We start from the raw sequence: 25,218 nt of genomic DNA on the forward strand, positions 1-25,218 counted from the left end.
GTAATGATAAAAGTAATGCTTGTTGATGATGATGCTCCGATGTTTAGGTTCTTACGATCATTGATCCCGTGGGAAGAAATGGGAATGCAAATTATCGGAACAGCCCAGTCAGGTGTGAAGGCGTTGCAATTATTTCAAGAATCCATACCTCAATTGGTCATTACGGATATTGGCATGCCCAAAATGGATGGCATCGAGCTTGCCAACCAGCTAAAGCTAATGAAACCTGATGTGAGAATAATCTTCCTCACCTGTCATGAAGACTTTCATTATGCTAAAAAAGCGGTCCAAGTGAACGCGGACGATTACTTAATTAAAGATGAACTTACAGCAGACATGTTAAAGCAAAGTATAGAGAAAACTGTCAAACTGATGGGATTCATGCAAAACAGCACAGAGAGCTTACTCTACCGAGAAGAGGTTGACAGAAACAGCGATCTTTTAAAGAGATCGTTTTGGAAGCAAATCCTATCCGGGGATCATTCTGAAATTGTTCTTAACTCAGGCAGAAGACTTGGTATCGACTGGAAGGCTCCCTACTTTTTGCTGGGCATGTTCCATATTGACTTTGCTTCACTCACTCGCTGTTACGGTTTGCAGGATATGCAGCTCATTTATTATGCGGTATACAATATTGCCAGAGAGATAGCCTCTGGTGTCAGCGGTTTATCGGTTTTTGCAAGCGAGGAGTTAGAAGTATATGTGGTTATGAACTATCAGAGGAATTTGGCGGTTAACGCTCAAGAAGAGTTTCGCCGGTTCGCAGGTGAGTTGAAGGATAAGGTTGAGCACTATTTGAAGCTTTCCAGTTATTTTGTCATGAGCTATGAGTTTCATGGATTAGCCGGAATGGCCAAGACGTATGAAGAATTGAAAGCCTATAACAGAAGCTTATTTTATGATAATGCTTCTTCCAAGATGATGTCATCCCGGGAAGTGCAGACACTTATGAACACTTATAATCCTAAAGGGGAAATCCTCAAGGAAACGCTGCTCCAGAAGTTCCGCGATCACGACTTTGAAGGCTTCGCCCAAGAAATGAATCATCTTGAGAACCGGCTGTCCGTCGAGAAGCCAACGCCTTCATCGATTATGCTTCATCTCTCCCAATGGATAAGGCTAATTGAATATGAAGCAGGGTATGAGGTAGACCGTACTTTATTTTATCAAGGTTTAGAAGGTACCATACGACTGCAAGAATTAATTCAGAGCATTAATGGGCGCATTCAAAGAATGATGTCAGATAGCGGCGACGGAGAAACAGCGGGAATCGATAAACAAAAGCTGCAATTGATTGACCGTTACATCATGGAGCATTTGTCGGAAACGATCTCCTTAGTGTCGATCGCCAACCATTTGTACCTGAATCCGAGTTACTTTTCGAGGTATTTCAAGAAAATGACTGGCGTTAATTTCACGGATTACGTAAATAAATATAAGATGAATCTGGCCCACCAGATGTTGAAAAACAAAGAGATGACCGTCGAAATGATCGCCGCCAAGCTGGGCTATTCCGATCGTACCTACTTTTCTAAAGTATTTAAGAAATATAATGGGATAAGTCCGGTCGATTTTAAAAATAAAGATAAGATTTTTAAGTAATCAATTCTAGTATTTCTCCAATCTGTCTCGCATCATTTCAAATAATAAGTTGAACACTATATCGTTATAATAATATTTTGGAAGATCTTCCATTAATTTTTGTTGGAATTCCTCTGTAGCCTTACTAACATAAAAAGCTGTAAAGTACTCTTGAAACGTCCATATTCTTTGCCCCAAATTATCGTTTTATGCGATCTGGAGCATACTGCTCTTTTCATTTGCATTAGCAATAGTCGAGTTAAGGGGGGGCCTTGATGACGGCAACACGCATAGGTTGAATAATTTAGCGAAATGAGGAAAGCATACCAAATACTGAAAATGTTTTCTAATCCGGGGGGGACAGCAGTGGAGGTTTCCTTCTCTAGACTGCAGATCGTATTTTTGTTGCTCTTATCACTTGGCATATCGAATCATGTGCTGGTTATTCCTCATCTCCTTCAAGCGGCGAAACGAGATGCATGGTTTAGTATTTTGCTCGCTTACCTAGCTTTGATTGGCTGGAGCTTGATCCTGTATCTTATTTTGAAATCAATAGGTAGGCTATCGTTTTATCTTTGGCTGAAAGGCAGGGTAGGTAAGTGGGGACTGTCGATCATAAGTGGCTGTATTGCTCTTTATTTAATAGCGGCCGGAATTATGATCGTATATGATACGACAAAGAACGTCAGCATATACTTTCTTCCTAGAACGCCTAATTTCATTGTCATTTTAAGTTTTATTTTTTTGGCTTACATGGCAGGGAAAGCAGGCCTCAAAACAATTGTTTATATGTCAACCATGTTACTGCCTATTGTATGGATGTTAGGAATCGGAGTATCTCTGATGACCAAGAGCAGTAAAGATTATGGCATGCTACACCCCCTCCTAAAGGAGGGTATAGACTCTCAACTATCTGGAGGTATAGTCGTTTTTGGTGGAAGCATTGATTTAATGGTTTTGCTTTTAATCCAGCATAAACTGAGTAAACCGCTGAATTATGGCGTCATTTTCGTAGTATTGACGTTATTGATAGGGCTTATTATGGGACCTACATTAGGATCCATTGCCGCCTTTGGTCCTTACCAAGCTGCAAACTTACGTTTTCCTGCTTTTGAACAATGGAGACTGGTGATGATTGGCAGACAAATCTCTCATGTGGATGTTTTAGCCGCATTTCAGCTGATGGCAGGCAGTATTGTAAGAACAGCACTGATTATCCATCTCCTATCTGAACTGGCCGTTGTCCAATCTCGCAAGTATCGACAAGTCGTTATATTGCTCAGTGCTGCCATCTTGTCGCTTCCTTCGCTATTCAAGGTCAGTGACATCAGAATGCAAGAGATCATCCATAATTATTTTTACACCTATTCGCTCTGGTTCGGAGTTGCTATAACAGCGGTTCTCTTTACGCTAACTTATGTTCCGCAACGAAAGGAAAAAGGCAATGAATCCATCACCTGAAGAATTGATGTTATTCGCAGAGCAGGACGCCTGTTTAAAGAATGGAAGTTTGTTGATAGGACAATTGCAAGAAGTATTCACACCGTATTCGGACATCATCTTTCCAGAAATTCCACAATTAGAAGTATCCCATCGATTGACTGCTTTCTTCTGCGAAGGCATGATTGATAAGACCGAATTGAATGCGTATTTCACTAGGGCATGTCAGTATATAAACCAGTTATCGATTCATATAGAGAAGGGTACGAAGTATTCGGAAGAAATGCCTCTATATGATTTGAATTGGTCGTTCAAAGACATGGTTGTAAATTTGTTTAGTGGCTGTTTGATTCTGTATCGGGAAAGTGATACTTACTTTTGGGTGGTAGATATTTCGAAAGTTCCCCAACGCGCCATACAGGAATCCAATACAGAAATCTCAATCAAGGGTGCCAAAGATGCTTTCACAGAAGACGTATTCACGAATATATCTCTTATACGGAAACGATTGCAAACTGCATTGTTATTTTGTGAAAAGTTCGTCATTGGAAGTTTAAGCAAAACTCAGGTATCTCTGCTATATCTGAATCATAAAGCGAACCCTGCGGTGATTGCAGAAGTGCGTAAACGATTGGAAACCTTTCAAACAGAAAGCATTGTTAGCAGTGGACAGTTGGAACAATGGCTATCCGACCGAACCTTTTCATTGTTTCCCTTGATTGATTATATCGGTCGGCCAGATTTCGTTGTTGAAACGCTGCTAAGAGGAAGATTCGCAATAGTGGTTGATGGGTCACCTATGGTACTCATCGGACCAGCTAACTTCCTTGAATTGTTAAAGACACCTGAAGATGTTCATTTTCCTTATCATTACGTGATGTTTCAACGCGTACTCAGGATATTCGGGCTGATGCTTAGTATTTTTTTGCCAGGCTTTTGGATCTCAATAGCGAGCGTGAATTTAGACCAGATACCATTTGCGCTCCTATCAACGGTAGTTCTCTCCCGTGAGGGGGTTCCGCTGCCTTCGTTTCTTGAAGCATTGCTTCTGATGTTTCAGTTTGAATTGCTTCGGGAAGCAGGCGTTCGACTGCCTAAGGCTGTTGGACAAACGATCGGCATTGTAGGAGGACTAATCATCGGAGATTCCCTCATTAGGGCTGGCCTTGCATCTCCGACATTGCTTGTAGTCATAGCACTTTCCACAGTGGCAGCGTTTAGTCTGGTGAATCAATCTTTGGCCGGCACAGTAAGTGTGGTCAGGGTATTTATTTTTTTAATATCTTCTTACCTTGGTATTTACGGCTTTATTCTGAGCATGTTCTTACTTTTGATCTATCTCTGCCGACTTGAGTCATTTGGATTGTCTTATCTCGAACCGATATCTTCATTACGACTGAAGGACTGGCTAGCTGGGTTTATCGTTGATCCGTTCAGGAGATCACGAGTTTCTTCAGATATGCTAAATAAACGGAAAAGGTGAAAGCGTTGAGGCATAAACGGCTATGTAAGTTAGTTGTGATGCTTGGATTATTGGTGGAGACGGGCTGCGCCACTGATGTCAAGGATATCGATAAGTTAAATTATGCATCTACCATAGGTGTGGATTATAAGGATGGGAAATATCATGGCTATATCCAATTCAATGATTTTCAGACCGTTGCCAAAACAACAGATACACAGAGGTCAGCTGCAAAAATTTGGGTAGGTGAGGGCGTAGGAGATTCATTTGAAGAATCTCTTTTTGATCTTTATCGAACGGCGCAGGAAAGAATTTATTGGGGTCATGTGACTGCTATTTTAATTAGCGAAGCGGCATTCAAGCAAGGTATTCGTAATATCTACGATAGTTTTGTCCGATACTATGAATTTCGATTGACCCCGTGGGTGTATGGGACGAGAGAATCAGTAAAGGATATTCTCAGCACAGGTGGTTTTTTTGGACAATCTCCACTTAGTACCATTCTTCATGAACCGACAGGGAATTACTCCCAAACTTCTTATATTAAACCTATCAAGCTTCATAGATTAATCGGTCAGATGAATGAGAATGGTTTTACCTCATGTATTCCGACCCTAGCCGTAAACAAGAAAAACTGGGTGGAAAAAAAGAATAAAGAACCTAAACTGATGATCGATGGGGCAATATTTCTGAAAAATGAAGTTTACAAAAGTTATATTCCGTTAGAAGAATTGACCGGACTTCGCTGGATACAGCCGGGTTCTGTACGAGCGGGTGTTGCAGTCCCGAGTAAGACGGAGCCATCGGTTCAAATGGTTGTCGAGAATCCCAAAACCAAGCTAAAGATGGTCAAGATAGATGATCATCTTCAATATGATATGGAAATGAAAGCGTCAGGATATATTGTCAGCAGAACCAACAATAAGTTACTGGGGTTTCAACAATTAACCCAGAAGTCGACAGATAGCATCGAAAAAGAAATTCGGAAGTCATTCATGGAAGGTCTGAAAAGGAAGACGGATATCTATAATCTTGAACACGATTTATTCCGTTACCATTATCAAGAGTGGAAGGCCATCTCCCAGGTGGAGGAGACGTTGTTAAATGAAAATGAGATCCGAGATATCCATATCCACTTAAATATACAGCATACGAGTAATGGAAAGAATTCGACTATACATAGAAGTGAGTAATGAAAGTCGGTATTTCCATTCCTCCTTTTACATCAAATATCGTGCATAAATATAAATACTAGAAAGAGCTACAGAGATCAGCATAAGTGGAAAACCATATTTCATAAACGTTCCTTAACAGCACTTCCGATCATGATGTTAGGGGGATCACCAATCAACGTTGCCGTACCTCCAATATTAGAAGCAAGAATTTGAGTAATTAAAAAGGGTAGGGGACTGGGTGGGACTGGGGAGCCTTGTTCTTTGCATAAAAAAAGAGCCCGACCAAGGCCCCTCTGTCCAAAAAAGAACAAAGGGAGCCTTGGCGACAGGCTCCTCCATAACGCAACAGTATTTTGTTATTTCATGATATGATCAAAAAATAAGTGTATGATACAGTGGCTTAAATCTATAATGCTTATTAAATAATGTCAATAGCGCTCGTATTTCTAAATCATAGCATGTAAAGAGCAACAGATTCAAAAGATACACACAAGACGTGGATAACCTGTTGATAAAACGACTGTTTTCGTGGATAACCGGCCAATGATCTGTGTATAAGTGCGAAAGTCTTGTGGATAATGCGTATTTTTGCTGATTTCATCCACAAACGAGCCTCGATATAAATTTTTAGTTAAAACTATCAACATCCTCCCTGCCTTGTTCATCCCTAAAATGATAATGATCCACATGGAGATCTAACCAACGATGTCGGAGGGAAGTTTCACGTCCGTAGTAGTGAAGCTCCTTCTGTTTGGTAAGTACGATGGCTTCGCAAGTGTCACTGCGTTTGGCGAGAAGGGACAGGCCGGCCTCTAGGCCAAGTGAGCCTAACAAGCGTGCCCATACATGGCAGGCTACGAGATCCTGACCAGCAACGGTACACTGCAGTACATCGCTGCTGGAGTCCCCATCTTTGTAATCTTCGAAGGGGCTGTAGGTAGATAGCGCTCCTTCTAGCATGGCAATTGCTCCTAACTTGGTGTCCCCGTTCCACGGATTTTGGATCCCAATCATCCACGGCTCCTGCTCGGCGCTAGCGGGTCCCCATACAGTTACATCGCCCTGAGACAGCAGACGTCCCCGCGAAATCGATAAGGTTTTCTTCAAATAGTCCGTTAACCGTTTCAGTGACCAGCTTTTGTCGAGTCCTTGCAAATGAATACAGGTATGCTCTGGGAGCATAACGGATTTGGTTGTCGGATTAACTCTCCAACAATGGGTTGCAGGAGAAGACATGTGTGTCTGCGTTGTTTCTCCTTTATATAGAAGAGGCGTATAGTTACCATCCGTGAGGGCTTGATACATTTCAGCAAGGAAGAGCACTTCTAGCATAGCGTTGGACACAAGGCAGCTTTCGCCAGCTAATGTATTTAAAAGGTTGATTTCACTGTCAGGGTGTCTGTGGCTGAATCGCTTCTCTTCACGCCCGAACCATTCGTTGCCGATCTCATGAATACGCAGCTGTTGTTGTTGCTCACCTTGCGGAAGTAGAAGTTCAATCGTCGAATCCATCGTCTGAAAGTGAAAAGGGAGGAACGTGTTTGTTGGCATTGTCATCAGGAATTCCTCTTTTCTGTCGAATCCATACTTTGTATGAGATCAGTATATGAGGGATAGCTGAGGTGGAATTGACCATTAGCTGAAAAATAGCTGAAGATACTAACTTTCAGCTAGCTTTCAGCCGCTGCTCAGATTGCTTTTAGGCAGGATATGGGATACTAATTGTAGAAGTCGTGTACGAATGAATTTCTCGGGGGAGACGATTGCACATGCGCCAATTAAAAGGGATCAAAATATTACTCGTCGATGACGAACCGCATATCTTAGAATTTCTTGAACTAGGTTTAACGAACGAAGGTTTTGAAGTGATGACGGCACAGGATGGCATTAGCGCGATCACAGCCTGCAATAAATTTCAGCCGCATATTGCGATTCTAGATGTCATGATGCCAGGCATGGATGGTTTCGAAGTGTGTCGCATGATTAAAAAGACGGACAATGTCGCGGTTATTATGCTAACTGCCAAAGATGAAATCGATGATCGGGTGAAGGGGTTAACGCTCGGAGCTGACGATTACATGATCAAACCGTTTAGCTTTGAGGAGCTGCTAGCGCGGATTTATGCGCGGATTCGAAACCATTTTCCCAACTTGTTCGGTGAGGTCGTTATTGGGCCGCTTCGCATGGACGATCGTCGCAAAGAGATCAGCATGCACGATCGGATTCTAGAGCTGTCGCCAACGGAATACGAATTGCTGAAATTTATGGCCATCAATCACGGTCTCGTGCTCAGTAAGACGATGATTCTGGATAAAGTGTGGGGCTATGATTTTGGTGGTGAGGAAAATATTGTGGAAGTATACATACGCTCCCTGCGTGACAAGTTAGGAGACAAGGAGCACAAGTTGATTCGCACCATTCGCGGCGCGGGGTATCGGATGGATTTGACATGAAGACGCGCGCTTGGTTCGCGGCTGTTTTCGAGACGAGATCCTTAAAGTTTCAAATTTTATCTCGCACTTTATTGGTCATGTCAGCACTCTTGCTGTTAATCGGCGTGTTTCAATATGTGTTCATGCAGCAGTTTATGTTTCAAAATAAAGCAGAGACGATCCGCAACCAGCTTGCAGCGCTGCCGCCAAACGTGTGGCTTCGGGCTGAGCTGGGGGGAGATAAGAGTACGAGCCCATTCTTGCCTAGGCAGGATTTCATGCGCAACAATCGGCAGGATAATTTCGGTGAAGGTCCGCGTATTTTCGTTCCGGATTTAACCATTGCCCTCATTGATGATAAAGGGGCCTACAAACTCGTTTCTTCCCAGGATGAACAGTCGACGTTGGAACTGGACAAGGAAGAATATGTGAGAATCCTGCAAAAACGCACGAAGAAACAGGATCACCTGATTATGAAAGACAGCAAAGGCAATGAGCAATTAGTTGTGTTTCATCAAATCGGGGGAGGGGAACCGGATCGTCCCCGCGGCTTTCAAGCGCTTATTCAAGCAAGCACGAACACGGCACCGATTAAGGATGTTCTTCTAAGGCAGCTGTTGAATTTCTTATTATTATCTTTGCTTGCGATGATTATTGGTTTGCTAGGCTTCCTGCCTGTGCTGCGGCGGACACTTGTGCCTCTGTCTAATTTGGTCGATACGGTAAAAAGCATTGACTCGGGCAACTTGAACGAACGGTTCCCTGACCATCAAGGGCAGGCGGAGATGGATCGCTTGGCGACTTCCTTCAATAGTATGCTAGAGCGGTTGGAATTTTCATTTGAGGCGGAAAAGGAAGCGAAGGAGCAGATGCGTCGTTTTGCTGCAGATGCTTCGCATGAGCTTCGCACGCCTCTAACCTCCATTCATGGCTTCCTGGAGGTATTGCTGCGAGGAGCGTATCAACAGCCCGAACCGCTGTTGAAAGCGCTAAAAAGCATGCACGGCGAATCCGTCCGCATTAACAAATTAGTGGAGGACTTGCTGCTGCTGGCCCGGTTGGATCGAACGCCGTCTTTCCAGAAGACGGAGGTGGACATGGACGATGTGCTTCATGAAATGGAGCACCAGCTGCGTCTGCTTGCAGGCGAGAGGGAGGTCACCTTCCTCTTGGAGCCGGAGGCACAGTGTCAGTGTGACCCGGACAAAATCAAGCAAGTCATTCTCAATTTGTTCCATAATGCGGTCCAGCATACACATCCTGAGACAGGTGAGGTGCGAGTCTCGCTTACGAAAACGGATACCGGCGTTGAGATTGCTATACGCGATAATGGTCCAGGGATTGCGCCAGAGCATATCGCGCATTTGTTTGATCGGTTTTACCGCATCGATTCCTCGCGGGCAAGACGCAGCGGCGGAGCGGGTTTAGGCCTGTCGATTACGCGCTCCATCGTGGAACTGCATGGCGGAACCATCCATGTGGAGAGCAGCGTTGGCGAGGGAAGCGCATTTATCGTGCGGCTGCCGCGATAGGTAAGAGAAGAAGAGGCTAACGCTGAGGCGTTGGCCTCTTTTGCCGTTGGGGCGCAGCAGGCTGGGAATACACCTTCGGCGGCGGAAATAGATGGATTTTATACAGGTAAATTGGATGAAATTCGCGATTTTGAGCAAATAGATGGATTTCCTGTAGCTAATTTCAACTGATATGACCCCTTTCACGGGAATCGCCAGAAATAGATGGAGGAAATACAGGTAAACATTGATATCGGGAAATTGTGCGGGAAATAACTGTACGTTATACAGTTAATGGTTAGCGGGGGATTCATCCCGCGCGGATAGTTACGGATGCTTACTATAGGTTATTGCTGAACCTCTCGTACCCCCACCAACATAGCAGCTAAACACGCAACGTTATCGCCTCAATCCCATAACCAGCTACACTGCACCTCTATGTGACACTACAGCTTGTCCCATATACATAAACCAAAAGGCTAACCCTGAATGGTCGGCCTCTTTCACATCTACAGCTGCGAGACGAGCTTACGGCTTTTGGGGCGAAGTGCCCATGAAGCCATGACGAGCGCTAGGAATAGCAGCGGTTGGGCAGCAAGCGCGAAGCTGTCGCCATTCAAAAGGTGCGAAGCGGCAGCTCCCGAGAGCTCGAAGAAAAAGCCTGCGTATGCCCACTCCTTCAGTCGCGGGAAACGCGGGATTAGAATGGCGATGACAGCCATCAGCTTCCAGAAGCCAAGGATGGTTAGGATATACTCGGGATATCCGAGCCCAGTCAACGTAGCAATTTGCTGCTCACCATGGGTGATGAAGAAGAATCCGCCGATGACGAAACTTGCAGGCCCGAGGATTGTGGTCACCCAGTAAGCGATTAACTTGTTACGCTCTTTACGATAAGACATCAGACAGAGTCCCCCTCTTTCAGATATGTGGTCATATAATCCTTATTCTACCATAAAGTGTTCAAAAAGCGAACACCAGTACGCAAAAATTTAAATCGAAAATTCCCTTGGCATTTTCAGCCAATTCTCAGATAGCTCTCAACCAACCTTCAGTTTACGCTCAGATGGGTTTCAGGTAAGGGGGATATACTTGGTTTTGTAAGGGAAACACACAAATCCAAAGATGAGGTGGAATACATTATGAAAAAAATTAGCAGAAAAATTCTCGCAGGATCACTAGTAGCATCTTTTGTCATCGGAGTTGGCTTAGTAGGAGCCTTACATAATGAAGCGTTCGCAGATACAGTAGTAGGCAATTCCACAAGCACAGCGGCACCAAAGGCAGGACAGGGTGGCAAAGGTTTCAACGATAAAGGCCGTGGACAAATGGGAGATCGCGGTGGTTTCCGTGGCGGCAACGTGATCGAAGAAACGGCAACGATTCTAGGCGTTGAAGAAAGTGCCGTGCAGGAAGCACTTAAGGCTGATAAAACATTAGCAGCTTTCGCCGTCGAAAAAGGTCTAACCAAAGAAGATTACTTGTCCAAGCTCATCGCAGCTGAGACCACTAAGATTACAGCAGAAGTAACTGCGGGTAAGCTAACGCAAGAGAAGGCAGATGAGCGGATTAAAGGTTTGAGCGACCAGTTAACGAAACAAATTGACAGCACGGGCTTCAAGGGTGGTTTCCCAGGCGGTCCTGGAGGTAAAGGTGGTCCAGGAGGCTTTGGCGGCGGATACTTCGGTAACCCAGAAGTTATCACGACCATTCTAGGTCTTACACAAGATGAGTTGAGAACTGAGTTAGAATCAGGCAAATCCCTTGTAGATATCGCAACAGCGAAAGGGATTAGCGAAGATGATTTGATCAGCAAAATCAAAGACGGTATGACGGATTCGATTAAGAAAGCTGTTGAGGAAAAAGGTACGGCACATCAGCGCCCTGAAGGCGGTCAAGGCCGACCAGATCGCAAGGCGTCCGCACAATCAGCAACACCAGCCCCGACTGCAACTAACTAAGGGGATGCTATAGGATGTTATAGGAAGCTGCTCACTATGTGAGCGGCTTTTTGTGCTTGGTGTGGCAGGTTGGAGGTGGCAGATTCGCAGTAATGTAGCTAGATAGGGGGAATTTAAAGTAGCTAAATTAAAATAAATGGAAATATACAGTTATTCTCGCATGAATTCTGGTTTTAATTCGATTAACTGTAAAAAGTACAGCTAATTTCGAACTATCGAGCAGAAAACGTTAGAAAGCGCAGAAATAGATGGAGTTTTTCCATTTAAAAGCTAAATTTGAAGGAAAACCAGAAGATTAGATGGAGTTTTTCCAGTTATTTGTGCGGATGCGGACGGTAGGTGGCCTTTGGGGTGCGGAGGCGTGCAGGAACTGGACGGTAGGCGGTCTTCGGTGGTGCGGAAGCGGACCGGAAGTGGCCTTTGGGGCTGGAGGTGCCCCCCGTCACTCCTCTCCATTTTCAGCAAACACTCAGCCCTCGTTCAACTTACTTTCAGCTTACACTCAGACAGGTTTCAGTCGCCCCTAGTAGACTACATCTTGTGAAGATTGTACGACCTAGGCAACGAGTGTTTAGGTAAACCGGGAGAGGGGTTATGACGGATGAAAGCAGGCAGTAAAAAAAGGTGGCTTATTGTAGCCCTGGCAGCCATCCTGTGTGGGGCAGGTACATACTACTATGTACATAATAATGCGAAACCAGCTGCAACGGCAGCACAACAAACGACAATGAAAGTGACCAAGGGCGCCATTTCGATGGCTGTATCCGGTACCTCCCAATTGGACGCTAAGGATAAGCAGAATATCGTGATTCCGATCGAAGGGATCATCAAAACAATGAATCTAACCCAGAATCAAGCGGTCAAAAAAGGCGATGTGCTCGTCGAGCTTTCTGTCCCTTCAACGGAAACGAATCTCAAGGAAGCGCAAGTGACTTTGGGACAGCTGGAGAGTGATTTGGCTGAACTGAAGTCTGAACAAGGAAATATGAGCGTATCCGCTCCGATGTCAGGCAAGATTACGTTGAATGCTAATTTCGATGTTGGCAGTCAAGTGAATAAAACGACGAAGATCGGTACGATTTCAGATACAACGCAGTTTAAGGTGAAGTTGCCATTCTCATTGCAAGAAGCTGTTCAATTGAAAAAAGGTGACCCTGTAGAGCTCAGCGTAGATGGCTACTTGTTATCGAAAGTTGGGGCTGTTGATACGATTGGTCACGAAATCAGCGCCGACGCGAGTGGAAATAAAGTGGTATTGGTCGATGTACTTGTCGATAATGACGGAACACTATCGGCAGGTTTGAAAGTCAAAGGCAGCATCGGCAGCGGCACGACCAAGATAGCGTCCTCCGATCAGGCTGAGCTGGCTTATGTGCGTACGGCGTCTATTTTCTCCGAAGCAAGCGGAACCGTGAAAACGTTAAAATTCAAAGATGGTGACACGATTAAACAAGGCGATCTTATTGTGACCCTCTTTAACGACGACCTCCAAAAGAATGTTGTCGCCAAACAATCCGCCATTGAAAGTCAGAAAATTCGTGTCAGCGATGCCCAGCAGAAGGTGGATCAACTAACGATCAAAGCACCGTTTGATGGCGTGTTCTCGGCGGATTTTGCCAATAGTAAAAATAATGTCCTTCGGAATTACCCGGTTGGCGCGCAAATCAATGCGAATACCACCCTTGGTGCAGTGGCCAGCCTAAGTACGATGCAGCTCGCAATAGCTGTGGATGAGCTCGATCTAACGAGCGTGAAGGTAGGTCAGAAAGTTAACGTAAAAGTCGATGCAATTGCAGGAAAAACGTTTACAGGCGAAGTGACATCTGTATCCAATGTCGGTACAACGACGAATGGCGTGACCACGTATGATGCGGTTGTAGCTATTCCTAATACAGCTGCTAACGATTTGAAATATGCGATGACGGCAACGGCTGAAATTCTCATCCAAGATAAGAAGGACATTCTCGTTCTTCCGATACAAGTAGTGACGACAACAAGAGGCAAGTCGACGGTTACGGTGAAGAAAGCCGATGGTACAACCGAAGAGCGTGAACTACAGGTCGGTATTCGCAGCAAAACGCAAGTTGAAGTCCTAGGCGGGGTCAAAGAAGGCGATGAAGTTGTCACGCCGGTTCGCAGAGCGACAACGACAACGAACCAACAAGGGCAAGGCTTCCCGGGCGGAGGTGCCTTCCCAGGTGGTGCAGGCGGTTTCCCAGGCGGTGCTGGAGGAGCTGGCGGCGGTGGTTTCCAAGGTGGCGGTAATGCTGGCGGTGGCGGCGGAGCGCGCCAATAGGAGCTAATCTCGCCCGGAAAGGAGTTAATGGGATGAATATCATTGAGCTAAATGGGATCACGAAGAGTTACACCCGTGGTGCGGAGGAATTGCAGATTTTGCGCGGTATTACTTTGCATATTGAAGAAGGGGATTTTGTCGCGATTATTGGTCCCAGTGGATCGGGAAAATCGACGTTGATGAATACGATTGGGCTGCTCGACAGCCCGACGTCGGGTTCCTATACATTAGATGGCGTAGCGACTGAGAAAATGTCAGACAACGGACTTGCTCAGCTGCGCAATCGGAAGATCGGATTTATTTTTCAACAGTTTAACCTGTTGCCAAGATTAACAGCGACGGAGAACGTCGAGCTTCCGATGATTTATGCGGGAATCCCTGCCAAACAGCGAAGAGAGCAAGCCCAGCGTATGCTTGAGAAGCTTGGAATGGGCGCGCGTGGACATCACAAGCCAAGTGAGCTTTCGGGTGGACAGCAGCAACGGGTAGCGATTGCGCGAGCATTGGCCATTTCACCGTCGCTTATTCTAGCGGATGAACCGACAGGTGCGTTGGATTCGAAAACGGGCATCGAGGTGCTTGAGTTGATCAAAGAGTTGAACCAGCAGGGCAACACGATTGTGTTAATCACGCATGATCATCATATTGCAGACAATGCGAAGCGTGTGGTGGCACTGCGGGATGGCGAGATTATCAGCGATATACGCAATGAAGCTTGGACGGTTGAAGTGCCTAAGCTAGAGGAGGCGCATTCATGAGAATTTGGGAGCTTTTCCAAATGGCAATGAGCACGATTCGCTCGAATCCGCTACGAACGATTCTGACCATGCTAGGCGTTATTATCGGGGTTGCTTCGGTGATCACGCTTGTATCGATCGGTCAGGGAACATCCAAAGCCATCGAAAAGCAATATGAAGGACTGGGAACGAATCTCCTGACAGTTAACCTGATGGGAAACGGGCGCGCCACACAGTTGAATTACGATGAATTCATGACCCTGGAGGGCACAGCCGGTATCTCGTCCATTGCACCCACAATGACACAGAATAGCTCCATTAAATTCGACCGCACTACGGAGAGCTACAATGTGATCGGAACGAATGACCGTTATTTGGAGTTGCAAAAAGGGAAGATGGCCAGCGGACGTTTCCTCGCGCAAGCGGACCTGGATTTCCGCAATCACGTTGCGGTTATCGGGAGTGAAGTGGCTACGAAGTTTTTTGGCAAGGATGATCCGATCGACGAAGAAATTAATGTGAAGGGCTACATGTACACGATTATCGGTGTTCTTCAAACGAAGGGCTCGAATACGAGCGGTACCTCACTCGACAGTTCCGTGTTAGTGCCGCTGCCAACGATGAGTCGGGATTTTAAGCTAGGCAACATTCGAACTGCCTATGTAGAAGCATCCTCTGGTGATCTCGTTAGCCGTGCACAATTAGCCGTTGAAGCTTACCTATATCAGAAGTTTAAAAGTACAACTGGATACAATATTTTGAACTCATCCGAGCTCATTAGCGCAAGACAAACGGCATCAAGCACATTGACTAATCAATTGGTTGCTGTGGCAGCGATATCCCTGCTTGTCGGCGGGATCGGGATAATGAATATTATGCTCGTCACGGTGAGTGAGCGAACGAGGGAGATCGGGATTCGGAAGTCGATTGGGGCGAAGCGGAGAAATATTTTGCTGCAATTCCTAGTCGAAGCTACCTTGATTAGCGGGATGGGCGGTTTGATCGGTTTAGTGGTCGGAGTCGGTTTATCGCTGGCCTGGCCGTATATCAATCCAAGCCAAGAGACGAGCCTATCGCTCGACGTTGGGTTTTACGCGTTCTTATTCTCAGCACTTGTTGGTGTCATCTTCGGTTTATATCCAGCGAATAAAGCATCGAAACTAAAACCTATCGACGCGCTGCGTTACGATTAGGCAACAGGAGGTAATACCATGATTCGTCAACTAACATCGATTGGACGTATGTCCAAAAACTCACTGAAACAAACAAGTCTGGCTGTGCTGCTGACAGGAAGTTTGCTAGCTGCCTCATGGGCAGCTCCAGCGCCTTCTGCGCACGCGGCTTCTGAGGGTGTTTTTATCTCGAAGGATTCCTATTTTATGCTAAATAGAGCGGCACTTTCGTCTTCATCCTTGCAATTCTCAGTCCTGTTCCATAATGGCGAAAATCAGGCGTTGGATTTTAACAAGTATGGTGTACGCGTAACAGATAGTGCTGGACACAGCTATACGGCTAATTTGAGTGAGAAAAAGAGTGGCATCGTGAATGGCGGGCAAGAAGAAAGTTTCCGCTTCTACGCTAATTTGCCAGCTGGTGAGAATGCCGCTGATCTCAAAGTGGATGTATTCCGCTGGGATTACAATAAATCGGATTTCATGAACCATCTCGGCGAGCTGCCGGTTGCCTCTGTTATTCAAGAAGGGCAGCTGGAAGCGCCAGAGGAAATCATCAGCTTGCGCACGCTGGACAGTACACTTGCGAGTGATGCTTCCCTTGCTTTTGGGCTGGGCCAGAGCGTACGTGTGACGGAGAATGGCAAATGGTATATGTACACGCAAGTCGCAGCGAAGAACTTAGGGTCTAGCAGCGTGAAAGTACCAGCAAACTTGCTGGCTAGGCTTATCGATGCCAATGGAATGAAATACACGGCGACGGTTGCGAGCGGGGCAGATACGGCTATTTTGCCTAATCAGTCTGATACCCTGACGCTCAAGACGCTTATTTCCAAAGGCACGCCAACAAGCGGTCTGACGTTGGAATATTATTATCTCAATCAAAGTGAAGATATTTCACTGGGAACTCTGGGGATGAATGCATCGCTGAATACAGTAGCTTTGGGCGTCAAGCAGAGCTATGCAGGGCAGCAAGACGGTGAGAACGTGACAGCGAAGGCAACCTCGTCTACGTATTCGGTTCAAGCGGATGGTGTCCACGTGCAAACGGTGGTTACATTAAGTAACGATGGGGAAGTAGTCGCACCTATCCCTGCGTTGTCAGCTTCCTACCAATTCGGAGACTCAGGCTCATCCGTGTCATCGACGGATAATACTACGCGCAATGGCTTTCTAGCGCCTAAGGAGACGGCGACGTATTACTTCAATGCGACATTGCCTACAGGCGTCGATCCGAATGCGACACAGCTTGTGCTGTGGCAGAAAGCTACGGCGAGCACGGGAAGCACGACGGGAAGCGGGACAACGACCGGAACCGGAAGCAGTGGCGCTACGACAGGTAGCGGTACATCGACCACAACAGGTAACAGTGGGACAACGACTGGAACTACGGGAACTACAGGAACTACGGGAACAGGAACAACAGGGGCAGGGCAACAGCCTGTGGCTGTGTTCGTGCTCAAGGGCGCAAGCGTAGCCCAAAACGGCTTCACTACAGCGGTAAACTATGAGCTTGGTACCAAGCTTGTTCTGGGCAGCAGCGTTGTGAATCCGAATCTTGATGTATCACTCATTGAGCTTCATGCGCATGAGAATGACGATCTTGGTTACAAAACCGCGATCGCCAAATATAAAATCACGAACAACGGCACGAGCACACTCGCACTGCCTGACCTGCAGAACGAGCTTATTGATAATAAGGGAAATGCGTATACGGGCTCTCGCCAAAGCGCGGCGGCGACGCAAATTACACCAGGAAGCTCCTATGTGGTTAGCTACTCCTACTTGCTTCCTAATAAAGGAACTGATGACGTGGATGACTCTTTTGCACTGAATGTGTATGATGATAAGTCTGTGTCGGAAGGCAATGTGTCCGCAGGGACGTTCAAAGTAGCCCTACAGGAAGAAGGGGCAGGAGATACCATTTCCATTTATCCGTTCTCGCTTAAAGTGAAAGACAGTTCGATTAGCTGGACGTATAGCGGTGGAACTTACTCCTATGTGCTCAGTTTGGATATGGATATTACCCACGAAGATCAAGTTATTATTGATTCTAATTTCTCCAAAATTCAATTCGAAATGGTCGATTCTCTCGGTCGTATCGTAGGCACCCAAGATGCTTCACTCATGGGCACGGGCAAATTAACGAGCGGCAGCCAGCGAGTAACCATTTCTGGATTGAAAAATGAGCAGGTGGATTCCGGCATTACAGTCAATATGTACGAAGTCATTAACACACCGAACGGAACGGCGAAGCGCCTTCTGAAGCAATTTAAGTAAAAGAGAAACAGCCCGACCCTTGAATTTGCTGGGGGTTGGGCTGTTTTTTGGCTTATTAGCCGATGAATACGAAAGCCGAAATACCAGAACGAACCGTACGTGTACGGAAGATGACGCCGTCTGCATCAAATGTTCTAAGCACTAAAGTACGAGTAGTAGGCGTGCCAATTGTGCGGAATACGGCAGTTCCAAATGCATCAAAGCGAGCAGTTGCAAGGCGGGTTCCATTTAAAGTGCGAGCCTCACAGAAAAAGCCTGAAGTGACAAAAGGAACACCGGCGTTATCTACCCAAAGGATAGTAAGTCGTCTAAGTGTTTGTGTAGGGCCGAAGTTTTTGCCCAATGGGACGCGCGTGTACGACTTGCCTAACTTGCCAGAGTCTCTGAGAGTAGGGATGCTACGTTTTGCGTTTGACATGTATGTTTCACCTCCTTCTCTCTATCTGCTTATAGTAGATGTCGAAGGAGGCATGCCCGTTAACTAGATTTACCTATGAAATAGAAAATGTGTGAATAGAGTGTTAGTTTAGTAGATTCGGGTGGTGCGGGAAGGAGCCCATGGTTAAACTTAAGAAGAGCGTCTATAATAGATGTATATAGGAACGAAGGAGGGGATTGCATGCGAAAACTAACACTTCAAGATATCCAATCTAAAGTGCAAGTAACGAATGACGTAGTCAATCTTGCCGTTGCTAACTTTCGTGAAAAAACAAGAGAGCAAGGCTATGAGATGTCCCGTAATCGCCCGAGATCAGAAGACGAGATTCAAGCCTTAAACTATATTGCTCGTTCGACTTTGAGGAGAGCTTTGACTACCGGCAGCATCAAGTATGATAAAGAAAGTCGGGTGCTGTTTATTGCAGAATATATCTAAAGCTAAGGAAGCACTTGCGTTGCTTCAAGATAAGAGTAAATTTGAAAAAATGCTGCATGTAGCAGCAATACTAACTGAACTAGTGCAGCCGCATGGTATTAGACCTATCATTGTTGGAGGCCTTTCTGTTGAAATATATACGTTAAAAGGTTATACCACGCAAGATATTGATTTTGTAATGGATGGATATGATATTGCAAATGAGATATTACTCCAGCTTGGCTTTACGAAATTAGGTAAGAACTGGATTCATCAATCATTGGGGATTTCAATTGAAATTCCATCTAATTTCTTAACAGGTGATTATAATAAAGTTACAGAGCTCCAGGTTGCTGAAAGAACAGTTTATATCATAGGCATCGAGGACATCATCTTGGATCGCTTAAGAGCAACGGTACATTGGAAGTCAGGTGAGTCTAGGGAATGGGGATATCGGATGCTTCTTATGTACTTAGAAGAACTTGATGTTACGTACATAAATGGACAATTTGAACATCCACTAGAAGAGGCCGAATTCAATCTATGGTTAAAAGAAGCAACACAAGAGAAATTACGGATTACTATTCTTAATCAAGATGATTCCATGGGCACCGACCTTAAGTAGGGTCTGTGTTTTTTTGTTTATGCTCTATTCAAACGAGTTAGTGTCATCCAACCGAATAGCGGCAGGATAATGCCTCGACATGTTGAAATTTCTGGAAAGAGTATAAATCGAGAGGTGGGAAACCATGAACGACTTATGGGCGGGAATTGAATGGCATGAATCAACCCCAATCTTAAACAACTTGATTATTTCAGGAGATGAACTGACGTTTAGCTCGCTTTCACCTGGGCTTGAAGCAGATGTGGTTAAAATCACGCTGGGAGAGGAGCATTTCGTCCTTAAGGTGTGGAACAAGCGTTCGAATCCTGAAGTCCTGCGCCAATATCACCTTTTGGATGCTCTTTATGGTCAGGGAATCCACGTTTCCGAGCCGATTGGCTATGGGCGTACACAAGCTGGGGACAATGTATTGCTGACCCGCTATCATGGTGCGAAAGTAACGAAGGTAAGCCCGAGCATTTTCAAGAAAATAGCTGCTGTATTTGCTGACATTCATCGGCTGACAACGGATGGATTGCAGGGGATGGCGGTTGCTAGGTATGATTTTGTTGCGTATTTTTTCCCGGGGATTGAGGCGTTCCCAGCAATGAAAGAGGAACTGACCCGTCTCGTCGCTTCCGTAGATATTAGAATGGATCGGATTATTCACGGCGATTTCCATTTAGACAATTTGCTAGAGGAGAATGGCCAATACACGGTGATTGACTGGACGAACGGGCAACTGGGGGATCCTAGGTATGATTTGTCTTGGGCTTGCCTGCTTCTACGCATCTATGTGAGTGAGAGCAAGAGCCTGACTTTCTTGTACAAATATCAAGAAGAAATGCCCATGGCGACAGAGGAACTGGAAGTCTTTGAAGCGCTTGCCTGTTTGAGATGGCTGCTGCTCGACCGAGTTGCTGGTGTGGCCAAACACGCTGACACGATGAAGAAGGTAAGGAAAATCGTTAGGGATAATCGCTTTATCAATGACCGTGTGCTTCTGTAACTGTGTATAAGTTATCAATTATTGGAAGGTAGCGATACGCACAAAAACTGCTATAATGGTCCTTATTATTCAAACCAATTCAATGATAGGGTGGTGCTTGATGTGTCTGCTACGCCGATAAAGGTGTTAATCATTGATGATGAACAGCCGTTAAGACATGAGCTTAGGACGATGCCGTGGCATTCGTTCGGAGCCGAACTTGCAGGGGAAGCTGAGAATGGCGAAGAGGCTTTGGCGCTGTGTGAAGCCCTGAAGCCGGATCTTGTTATATCGGATATCACGATGCCCATTATGGACGGATTAGAACTTTTTCGCGTAGTAAGAAAGAGATTTCCGCTTATTCAGTTCGCACTGTTAACCTGTCATAGTGATTTTCATTATGCCCAAGAAGCACTCAAGCTCGGAGCCTTGGATTATTTAACTAAGCTTTCCTATGACGAAGAGGATATGAAGGCGCTGGTTGAAAAGGCGAGGGAAGCGATTAGGCGTGAAGTCGATCTGAAGCAATATGAACAAGAACGGATGAAACGGGAGATATCCAGTCTGCCAGAGTCCGAAGCAAGCGACGTTCGAAAGATTAGAAGAGAAGTACTACTTGCTCAAAAAGTCATTGAGAATAGGCTGGGGGAGCCCATTACGCTAGTTTCTGTATCAGCAGAGGTTGGTCTGAGCTCGTACTATCTTAGCCGACTGTTTCGGGAAGAAACAGGGGAATCCTTCAACGATTATGTGACCAGGCTGCGAATGGAGAAAGCCATGATCCTGCTTCAGACCACACAGCTTAAAGTGTACGAAGTGGCCGAACAGGTAGGTATACCAAGCTACCGGTATTTCTCACAGCTTTTCCGGACTTGGTCCGGTGTAGCACCTACAGACTATAAAAAGGGCTGATGACAATTATGAAAGCGCTTATCTCATGGTTTAGTGGTTGGAGTATGTTGGCCAAACATTTTCTTTTCTTATCCCTAGGAACGCTAGTTCTGCTAGGGGGACTTGCCTGGATCAACTTGCGCGAAGCAGAGGATTTGTTCCGGAAACAAGTCGTTTCGGATGCCCAAATTATTATTGACCGAACCAATCTCTATATGAATGCTTATTTAGACAATGTGCAAAACATACTTCTACTCATTTCTACCCGTGAAGATCTACTAAATGAAGGCATGGAGAAGGAAGCTTCAGAGAATCTGCGTGCCTATGCGAAAATGAACAGTACGCTCTATAAGTCGCTCTATTTGGTTCGTGAAGATGGCACTATCATCTCCAACTCTCAAACCACCTTTGAAATTATCGGAAATCCTCAAATCCCCCTGTTACTTACAAAAGCCAAACAAACCTACGGCATGTTTATTTCCGAACCGTATCAATCCTCCATGTCGGGAAAAACAGTCGCCTTCGTTCTGCCCATACAAGGTTCTTCGACAAAGTCATTTAAAGGAATGGCTGTCGTGGAAATCGATCTCGTTCAGTTAACGAGTTTGATTGCCCAATTCATGAATACGAAAAATCAAACATTCTCAATCATCACAAATAAAAGGAACGTTGTTCATGCCTTTGATGCTAGTCTTCCTCTAAGTTCCTATCGCTTGCTTCCGTACAACACGACTGTTTTTCCGCCAGAACTGAATGCAGGTTTCGTTGACCAAATAGCGGAACTTCCACTTGGCGCGTCAGAGATGCAAGGAGCAGAAGGTGACTTAGTCGCTGTAAAATCAGGAATGAACAAGCTCGGTTGGTATTTTGTGGCCTTCTATGAAAATAGTTTTTTCTATCATAATATTAGCAGTCTCTACCGTACGTTTAGTACGGCGGGAGTTTTTTGGATTTTCCTTGTATTGGTCAGTACGTATATGATAAGTCGCTACATTACATTGCCCGTGCGTACCTTAGTTGCGAAGATGGACCGGGTTCGTGATATGGAGGTGCTTCACACCATTCATGTGACTGGAAATGACGAGATTGGCCGCATGGCGCGCAGTTATAACGCGATGATGGAGCGTATTCATCATTTGCTGCATGAGACCAAGGAAGCAGAACGGAGGAAGAAGCAGTTTGAGCTGAAAATGCTCCAGAGCCAAATTGCCCCGCACTTTCTGTACAACACCCTCGCCTGCATTAGCTCTTTGGCTAAACAGCACAAAATCAACGAGGTTCGGGAAACAATCAAGACGCTTGTAGGCTTATTGTCTTTCAGTTTTGATAAAAGTTCGGAGTTCGTTACTTTGAATGATGAGCTAGAAGGGCTACGCATGTATGCTTACATTCAGAAAGTACGGTATGGCGATAAATTCACAATGGAGATCAATGCAGCTCCTGAAACGCTATCGAAAACGATACTGAAATTAACCCTGCAGCCACTTGTGGAAAATGCTATTTTCCACGGGCTCGTCCCGTTAAAGCGCACGGGAACCATTCGAATTCGAACGAAGTGTCACAAAGATAAACTGATTATTACGGTCAGAGATAACGGGCTTGGCATGGACTCGGAACAGTTGGAGGGTATATTTGCGGAGAGACACAAAGCACCGAGCAAACACAGGTTTACCGGGATCGGGATTATGAATGTCCATGAGAGAATCGGCCTGCATTTTGGTCCTGAATACGGCCTGACCATTTTCTCTATTCCGGAAGTTGGTACATTGATCCGTATCGAGCTTCCATCTGTAGAACATACAGAAAAACAAAAATAAAACGTTTGCAAGAATTCGCACATTTTCGCAGGATCACTGTATATTTTCCAAAGAAAGCGCTTGCTATACTAAACGTAACCCGTTGGAAGCGAGTACAGAGATGGAAAAGAGGTGTCCTTATGGAACAGCAAATCATGATTGAAGGGCAAACAAAGGCGGGGAACAAGGTAAAGGAATCCAGGTTTAAACTATCCGCTAGGCAGGTTTGGGCCTTCCGTGCATTTTACCTCATGCTGTTACCCGGTGTTGCCTACTACATTATATTCCGTTACATTCCCATGTACGGTGTTATCATTGCGTTTAAAGATTTTCAAATATTGGATGGCATTCTCGGCAGTGGTTGGGCGGATCCGTGGTACAAACATTTTCAAACGTTTTTTAATTCTCCGTATTTCGGACAGCTCATGGTCAACACCTTCGTCATTAGCATTTATAAGTTGCTGTTCGGAATGGCTCCACCAATCATTATGGCGTTGCTTCTCAATGAATGCAGATTTCGCTGGTTCAGAACTGTTGTCCAGACGCTAACGTACATGCCGCACTTCTTATCTTGGGTCATTATTTACGGGATCTTAATTGCACTTCTATCGCAAAATTCCGGCATCGTCAACAGCTGGATCGAAGATGCTGGCGGACAATCCATCGGATTCATGACATCGATTGATTACTTCCGTACGATTCTGGTGAGTTCGGAAGTTTGGAAAGATCTGGGCTGGGGGGCCATTATCTACTTGGCTGCCATGACAGCAATTGATCCGACCTTGTATGAGGCAGCCCGAGTTGACGGTGCAAGCCGTCTTCGGATGATTTGGCACATTACGCTTCCAGGTATTCGAAATGTCATTGTGCTTCTGCTCATTTTGAAGCTGGGACATATTATGGATGCCGGTTTTGATCAAATCTATATTCTTTATAACATTCAAGTGTACCAAGTTGCAGATATATTGGATACCTGGGTATTCCGAACAGGACTGCAGCAGCTTAACTTCAGCCTCGGGGCTGCCGTCGGTTTGTTCAAATCCGTGATTGGGCTCGTGCTGGTCCTTGGTTCCAATCAATTATCTAAGAAGTGGGGTGAGGGCATATGGTAAGAGGCTGGGAAGACCGGATAGTCAATACGATCGTCGTTATTATTCTCGGGCTTGCTGGGCTGGCGGCGATTCTACCGCTGATGTATGTAATCTCCGTATCCATTACCCCATTTTCTGAGGTACTGAAAAACGGAGGCTTCATCCTTATTCCGAAATCCATCACCTTTAGTGCGTATCACAAGCTTTTCACAGAAACGAATATTCCAAAGGCTTTCTGGATAACGATCTTCATCACCATTGTAGGTACGATTGTAAACCTAATATTGACATCCCTAATGGCTTATCCACTAAGTCGCCGCAATCTGCCAGGTAGAAGCTTGTTCCTTCTTATGGTCGTCTTTACGATGCTGTTCAGCGGGGGACTCATTCCCACTTATTTAGTTGTGAAGTCCCTAGGGCTCTTGGATTCCGTCTGGTCTATGATATTACCGAATGCGATTTGGAGTTTTAATATTCTGATTATGAAAAGTTTCTTTGAAAGCCTTCCTGAAGAGTTGTTTGAATCTGCACGGATGGATGGCGCAAAGGAATTCCGCATTTTATGGCAAATCGTATTGCCGCTCTCAATACCATCTATGCTCACAATTGGCTTGTTCTATATGGTTGGCCATTGGAATGAATTTTTCCAAGCAATTATGTATGTAACAGACCGCAGTTTGTTTCCTTTGCAAGTCGTTATTCGTGAAATTCTCATGCTCACCCAGCAACCGCTGGAAAATGCTGAAAATATGCTGCCCACTGAAACGATGCAAATGGCATCCGTCGTCGCTGCAAGCTTACCCATTATCCTTGTATATCCGTTTATCCAAAAGCATTTCACCAAAGGCATGCTTATGGGCTCTGTCAAGGGTTGACCCCGTATGCCTGATGATCAGGACTGCAGCCTGATAAACAGGCAACGGCGACATATTGCACCAACAATAACTT

Annotated in this window: 21 protein-coding genes and 1 pseudogene; 18 read left to right on the forward strand and 4 right to left on the reverse strand. The window is 45.4% G+C overall.

Features of this window, described 5'->3' with window-relative positions; genetic code table 11:
- The first annotated feature begins 3 nt into the window (after positions 1-3).
- The 4 genes from AC58PV_RS16390 to AC58PV_RS16405 all read left to right on the forward strand — a co-directional run bounded on the left by AC58PV_RS16390 (position 4) and on the right by AC58PV_RS16405 (position 5,676).
- Positions 4-1,602 carry a response regulator transcription factor gene (locus AC58PV_RS16390; protein ID WP_497433286.1) on the forward strand — a complete coding sequence of 533 codons (1,599 nt, stop codon included), beginning with the start codon at positions 4-6 and terminating at the stop codon, positions 1,600-1,602.
- A gap of 345 nt (positions 1,603-1,947) precedes the next feature.
- Complete coding sequence (locus tag AC58PV_RS16395; RefSeq protein ID WP_497433287.1) at positions 1,948-3,042, forward strand: GerAB/ArcD/ProY family transporter; 1,095 nt, start codon at positions 1,948-1,950, stop codon at positions 3,040-3,042.
- Positions 3,026-4,504 (forward strand): spore germination protein, encoded by a 1,479-nt coding sequence (locus tag AC58PV_RS16400; RefSeq protein WP_497433288.1) that lies wholly within the window; start codon positions 3,026-3,028, stop codon positions 4,502-4,504. The genes AC58PV_RS16395 and AC58PV_RS16400 overlap by 17 nt, the downstream gene beginning before the upstream one ends.
- Before the next feature lie 5 nt (positions 4,505-4,509).
- Positions 4,510-5,676, forward strand: a complete 1,167-nt coding sequence (locus AC58PV_RS16405; RefSeq protein ID WP_497433289.1) for a Ger(x)C family spore germination protein — start codon at positions 4,510-4,512, stop codon at positions 5,674-5,676.
- Positions 5,677-5,789: 113 nt separating this feature from the next.
- Here the strand turns inward: AC58PV_RS16405 and AC58PV_RS16410 are convergent.
- Positions 5,790-5,891, reverse strand: a pseudogene (locus AC58PV_RS16410) (SLC13 family permease); the annotation flags it as partial.
- A gap of 394 nt (positions 5,892-6,285) precedes the next feature.
- Complete coding sequence (locus AC58PV_RS16415; protein WP_497433290.1) at positions 6,286-7,215, reverse strand: FAD:protein FMN transferase; 930 nt, start codon at positions 7,213-7,215, stop codon at positions 6,286-6,288.
- A 212-nt stretch (positions 7,216-7,427) separates the two neighbouring features.
- Here AC58PV_RS16415 and AC58PV_RS16420 point away from each other — a divergent pair, with 212 nt between their 5' ends.
- Positions 7,428-8,111: a response regulator transcription factor gene (locus AC58PV_RS16420; protein ID WP_056610663.1), complete on the forward strand. Its 684-nt coding sequence runs from the start codon at positions 7,428-7,430 to the stop codon at positions 8,109-8,111.
- Positions 8,108-9,622, forward strand: a complete 1,515-nt coding sequence (locus tag AC58PV_RS16425) for a sensor histidine kinase (protein ID WP_497433291.1) — start codon at positions 8,108-8,110, stop codon at positions 9,620-9,622. Before AC58PV_RS16420 ends, AC58PV_RS16425 begins: the two co-directional genes overlap by 4 nt.
- A gap of 488 nt (positions 9,623-10,110) precedes the next feature.
- Here AC58PV_RS16425 and AC58PV_RS16430 read toward each other — a convergent pair whose 3' ends face one another.
- Positions 10,111-10,503, reverse strand: a complete 393-nt coding sequence (locus AC58PV_RS16430) for a DoxX family protein (RefSeq protein ID WP_497433292.1) — start codon at positions 10,501-10,503, stop codon at positions 10,111-10,113.
- A 240-nt stretch (positions 10,504-10,743) separates the two neighbouring features.
- Between AC58PV_RS16430 and AC58PV_RS16435 the strand changes: the two genes are divergently transcribed.
- The 5 genes from AC58PV_RS16435 (at position 10,744) to AC58PV_RS16455 (ending at position 18,047) form a co-directional block, all read left to right on the forward strand.
- Positions 10,744-11,562 (forward strand): hypothetical protein, encoded by an 819-nt coding sequence (locus AC58PV_RS16435; protein ID WP_497433293.1) that lies wholly within the window; start codon positions 10,744-10,746, stop codon positions 11,560-11,562.
- A 601-nt stretch (positions 11,563-12,163) separates the two neighbouring features.
- On the forward strand, positions 12,164-13,858 hold the full coding sequence (locus AC58PV_RS16440) for a permuted SH3 domain-containing protein (protein ID WP_497433294.1): 1,695 nt from the start codon (positions 12,164-12,166) through the stop codon (positions 13,856-13,858).
- 32 nt (positions 13,859-13,890) lie between these two features.
- Positions 13,891-14,616: an ABC transporter ATP-binding protein gene (locus tag AC58PV_RS16445; RefSeq protein WP_497433295.1), complete on the forward strand. Its 726-nt coding sequence runs from the start codon at positions 13,891-13,893 to the stop codon at positions 14,614-14,616.
- Complete coding sequence (locus tag AC58PV_RS16450; RefSeq protein WP_497433296.1) at positions 14,613-15,788, forward strand: ABC transporter permease; 1,176 nt, start codon at positions 14,613-14,615, stop codon at positions 15,786-15,788. Before AC58PV_RS16445 ends, AC58PV_RS16450 begins: the two co-directional genes overlap by 4 nt.
- An 18-nt stretch (positions 15,789-15,806) precedes the next feature.
- Positions 15,807-18,047 (forward strand): hypothetical protein, encoded by a 2,241-nt coding sequence (locus tag AC58PV_RS16455; RefSeq protein ID WP_497433297.1) that lies wholly within the window; start codon positions 15,807-15,809, stop codon positions 18,045-18,047.
- A 55-nt stretch (positions 18,048-18,102) separates the two neighbouring features.
- Here AC58PV_RS16455 and AC58PV_RS16460 read toward each other — a convergent pair whose 3' ends face one another.
- Positions 18,103-18,465 (reverse strand): hypothetical protein, encoded by a 363-nt coding sequence (locus AC58PV_RS16460; RefSeq protein ID WP_068665858.1) that lies wholly within the window; start codon positions 18,463-18,465, stop codon positions 18,103-18,105.
- Positions 18,466-18,666: 201 nt separating this feature from the next.
- Here AC58PV_RS16460 and AC58PV_RS16465 point away from each other — a divergent pair, with 201 nt between their 5' ends.
- The 7 genes from AC58PV_RS16465 to AC58PV_RS16495 all read left to right on the forward strand — a co-directional run bounded on the left by AC58PV_RS16465 (position 18,667) and on the right by AC58PV_RS16495 (position 25,145).
- A complete protein-coding gene (locus AC58PV_RS16465; protein WP_497433298.1) occupies positions 18,667-18,921 on the forward strand; it encodes a hypothetical protein in 255 nt (84 codons plus the stop codon).
- A 19-nt stretch (positions 18,922-18,940) separates the two neighbouring features.
- Entirely contained in the window at positions 18,941-19,525 is a 585-nt protein-coding gene (locus tag AC58PV_RS16470; RefSeq protein WP_497433299.1) for a hypothetical protein, read from the forward strand.
- A gap of 124 nt (positions 19,526-19,649) precedes the next feature.
- Positions 19,650-20,513 carry a phosphotransferase family protein gene (locus tag AC58PV_RS16475; protein ID WP_497433300.1) on the forward strand — a complete coding sequence of 288 codons (864 nt, stop codon included), beginning with the start codon at positions 19,650-19,652 and terminating at the stop codon, positions 20,511-20,513.
- 102 nt (positions 20,514-20,615) lie between these two features.
- Positions 20,616-21,404 carry a response regulator transcription factor gene (locus AC58PV_RS16480; protein WP_497433301.1) on the forward strand — a complete coding sequence of 263 codons (789 nt, stop codon included), beginning with the start codon at positions 20,616-20,618 and terminating at the stop codon, positions 21,402-21,404.
- The gene (locus AC58PV_RS16485) at positions 21,404-23,200 is read left to right on the forward strand and encodes a sensor histidine kinase (RefSeq protein ID WP_497433302.1); all 1,797 of its coding nucleotides are present in this window, start codon (positions 21,404-21,406) and stop codon (positions 23,198-23,200) included. Before AC58PV_RS16480 ends, AC58PV_RS16485 begins: the two co-directional genes overlap by 1 nt.
- A gap of 230 nt (positions 23,201-23,430) precedes the next feature.
- A complete protein-coding gene (locus AC58PV_RS16490) occupies positions 23,431-24,291 on the forward strand; it encodes an ABC transporter permease (RefSeq protein WP_497433396.1) in 861 nt (286 codons plus the stop codon).
- A complete protein-coding gene (locus AC58PV_RS16495) occupies positions 24,285-25,145 on the forward strand; it encodes a carbohydrate ABC transporter permease (RefSeq protein ID WP_497433303.1) in 861 nt (286 codons plus the stop codon). The genes AC58PV_RS16490 and AC58PV_RS16495 overlap by 7 nt, the downstream gene beginning before the upstream one ends.
- Positions 25,146-25,218: the final 73 nt, after the last annotated feature.

The sequence above is a fragment of the Paenibacillus sp. J22FR83 genome, assembly GCF_059691955.1.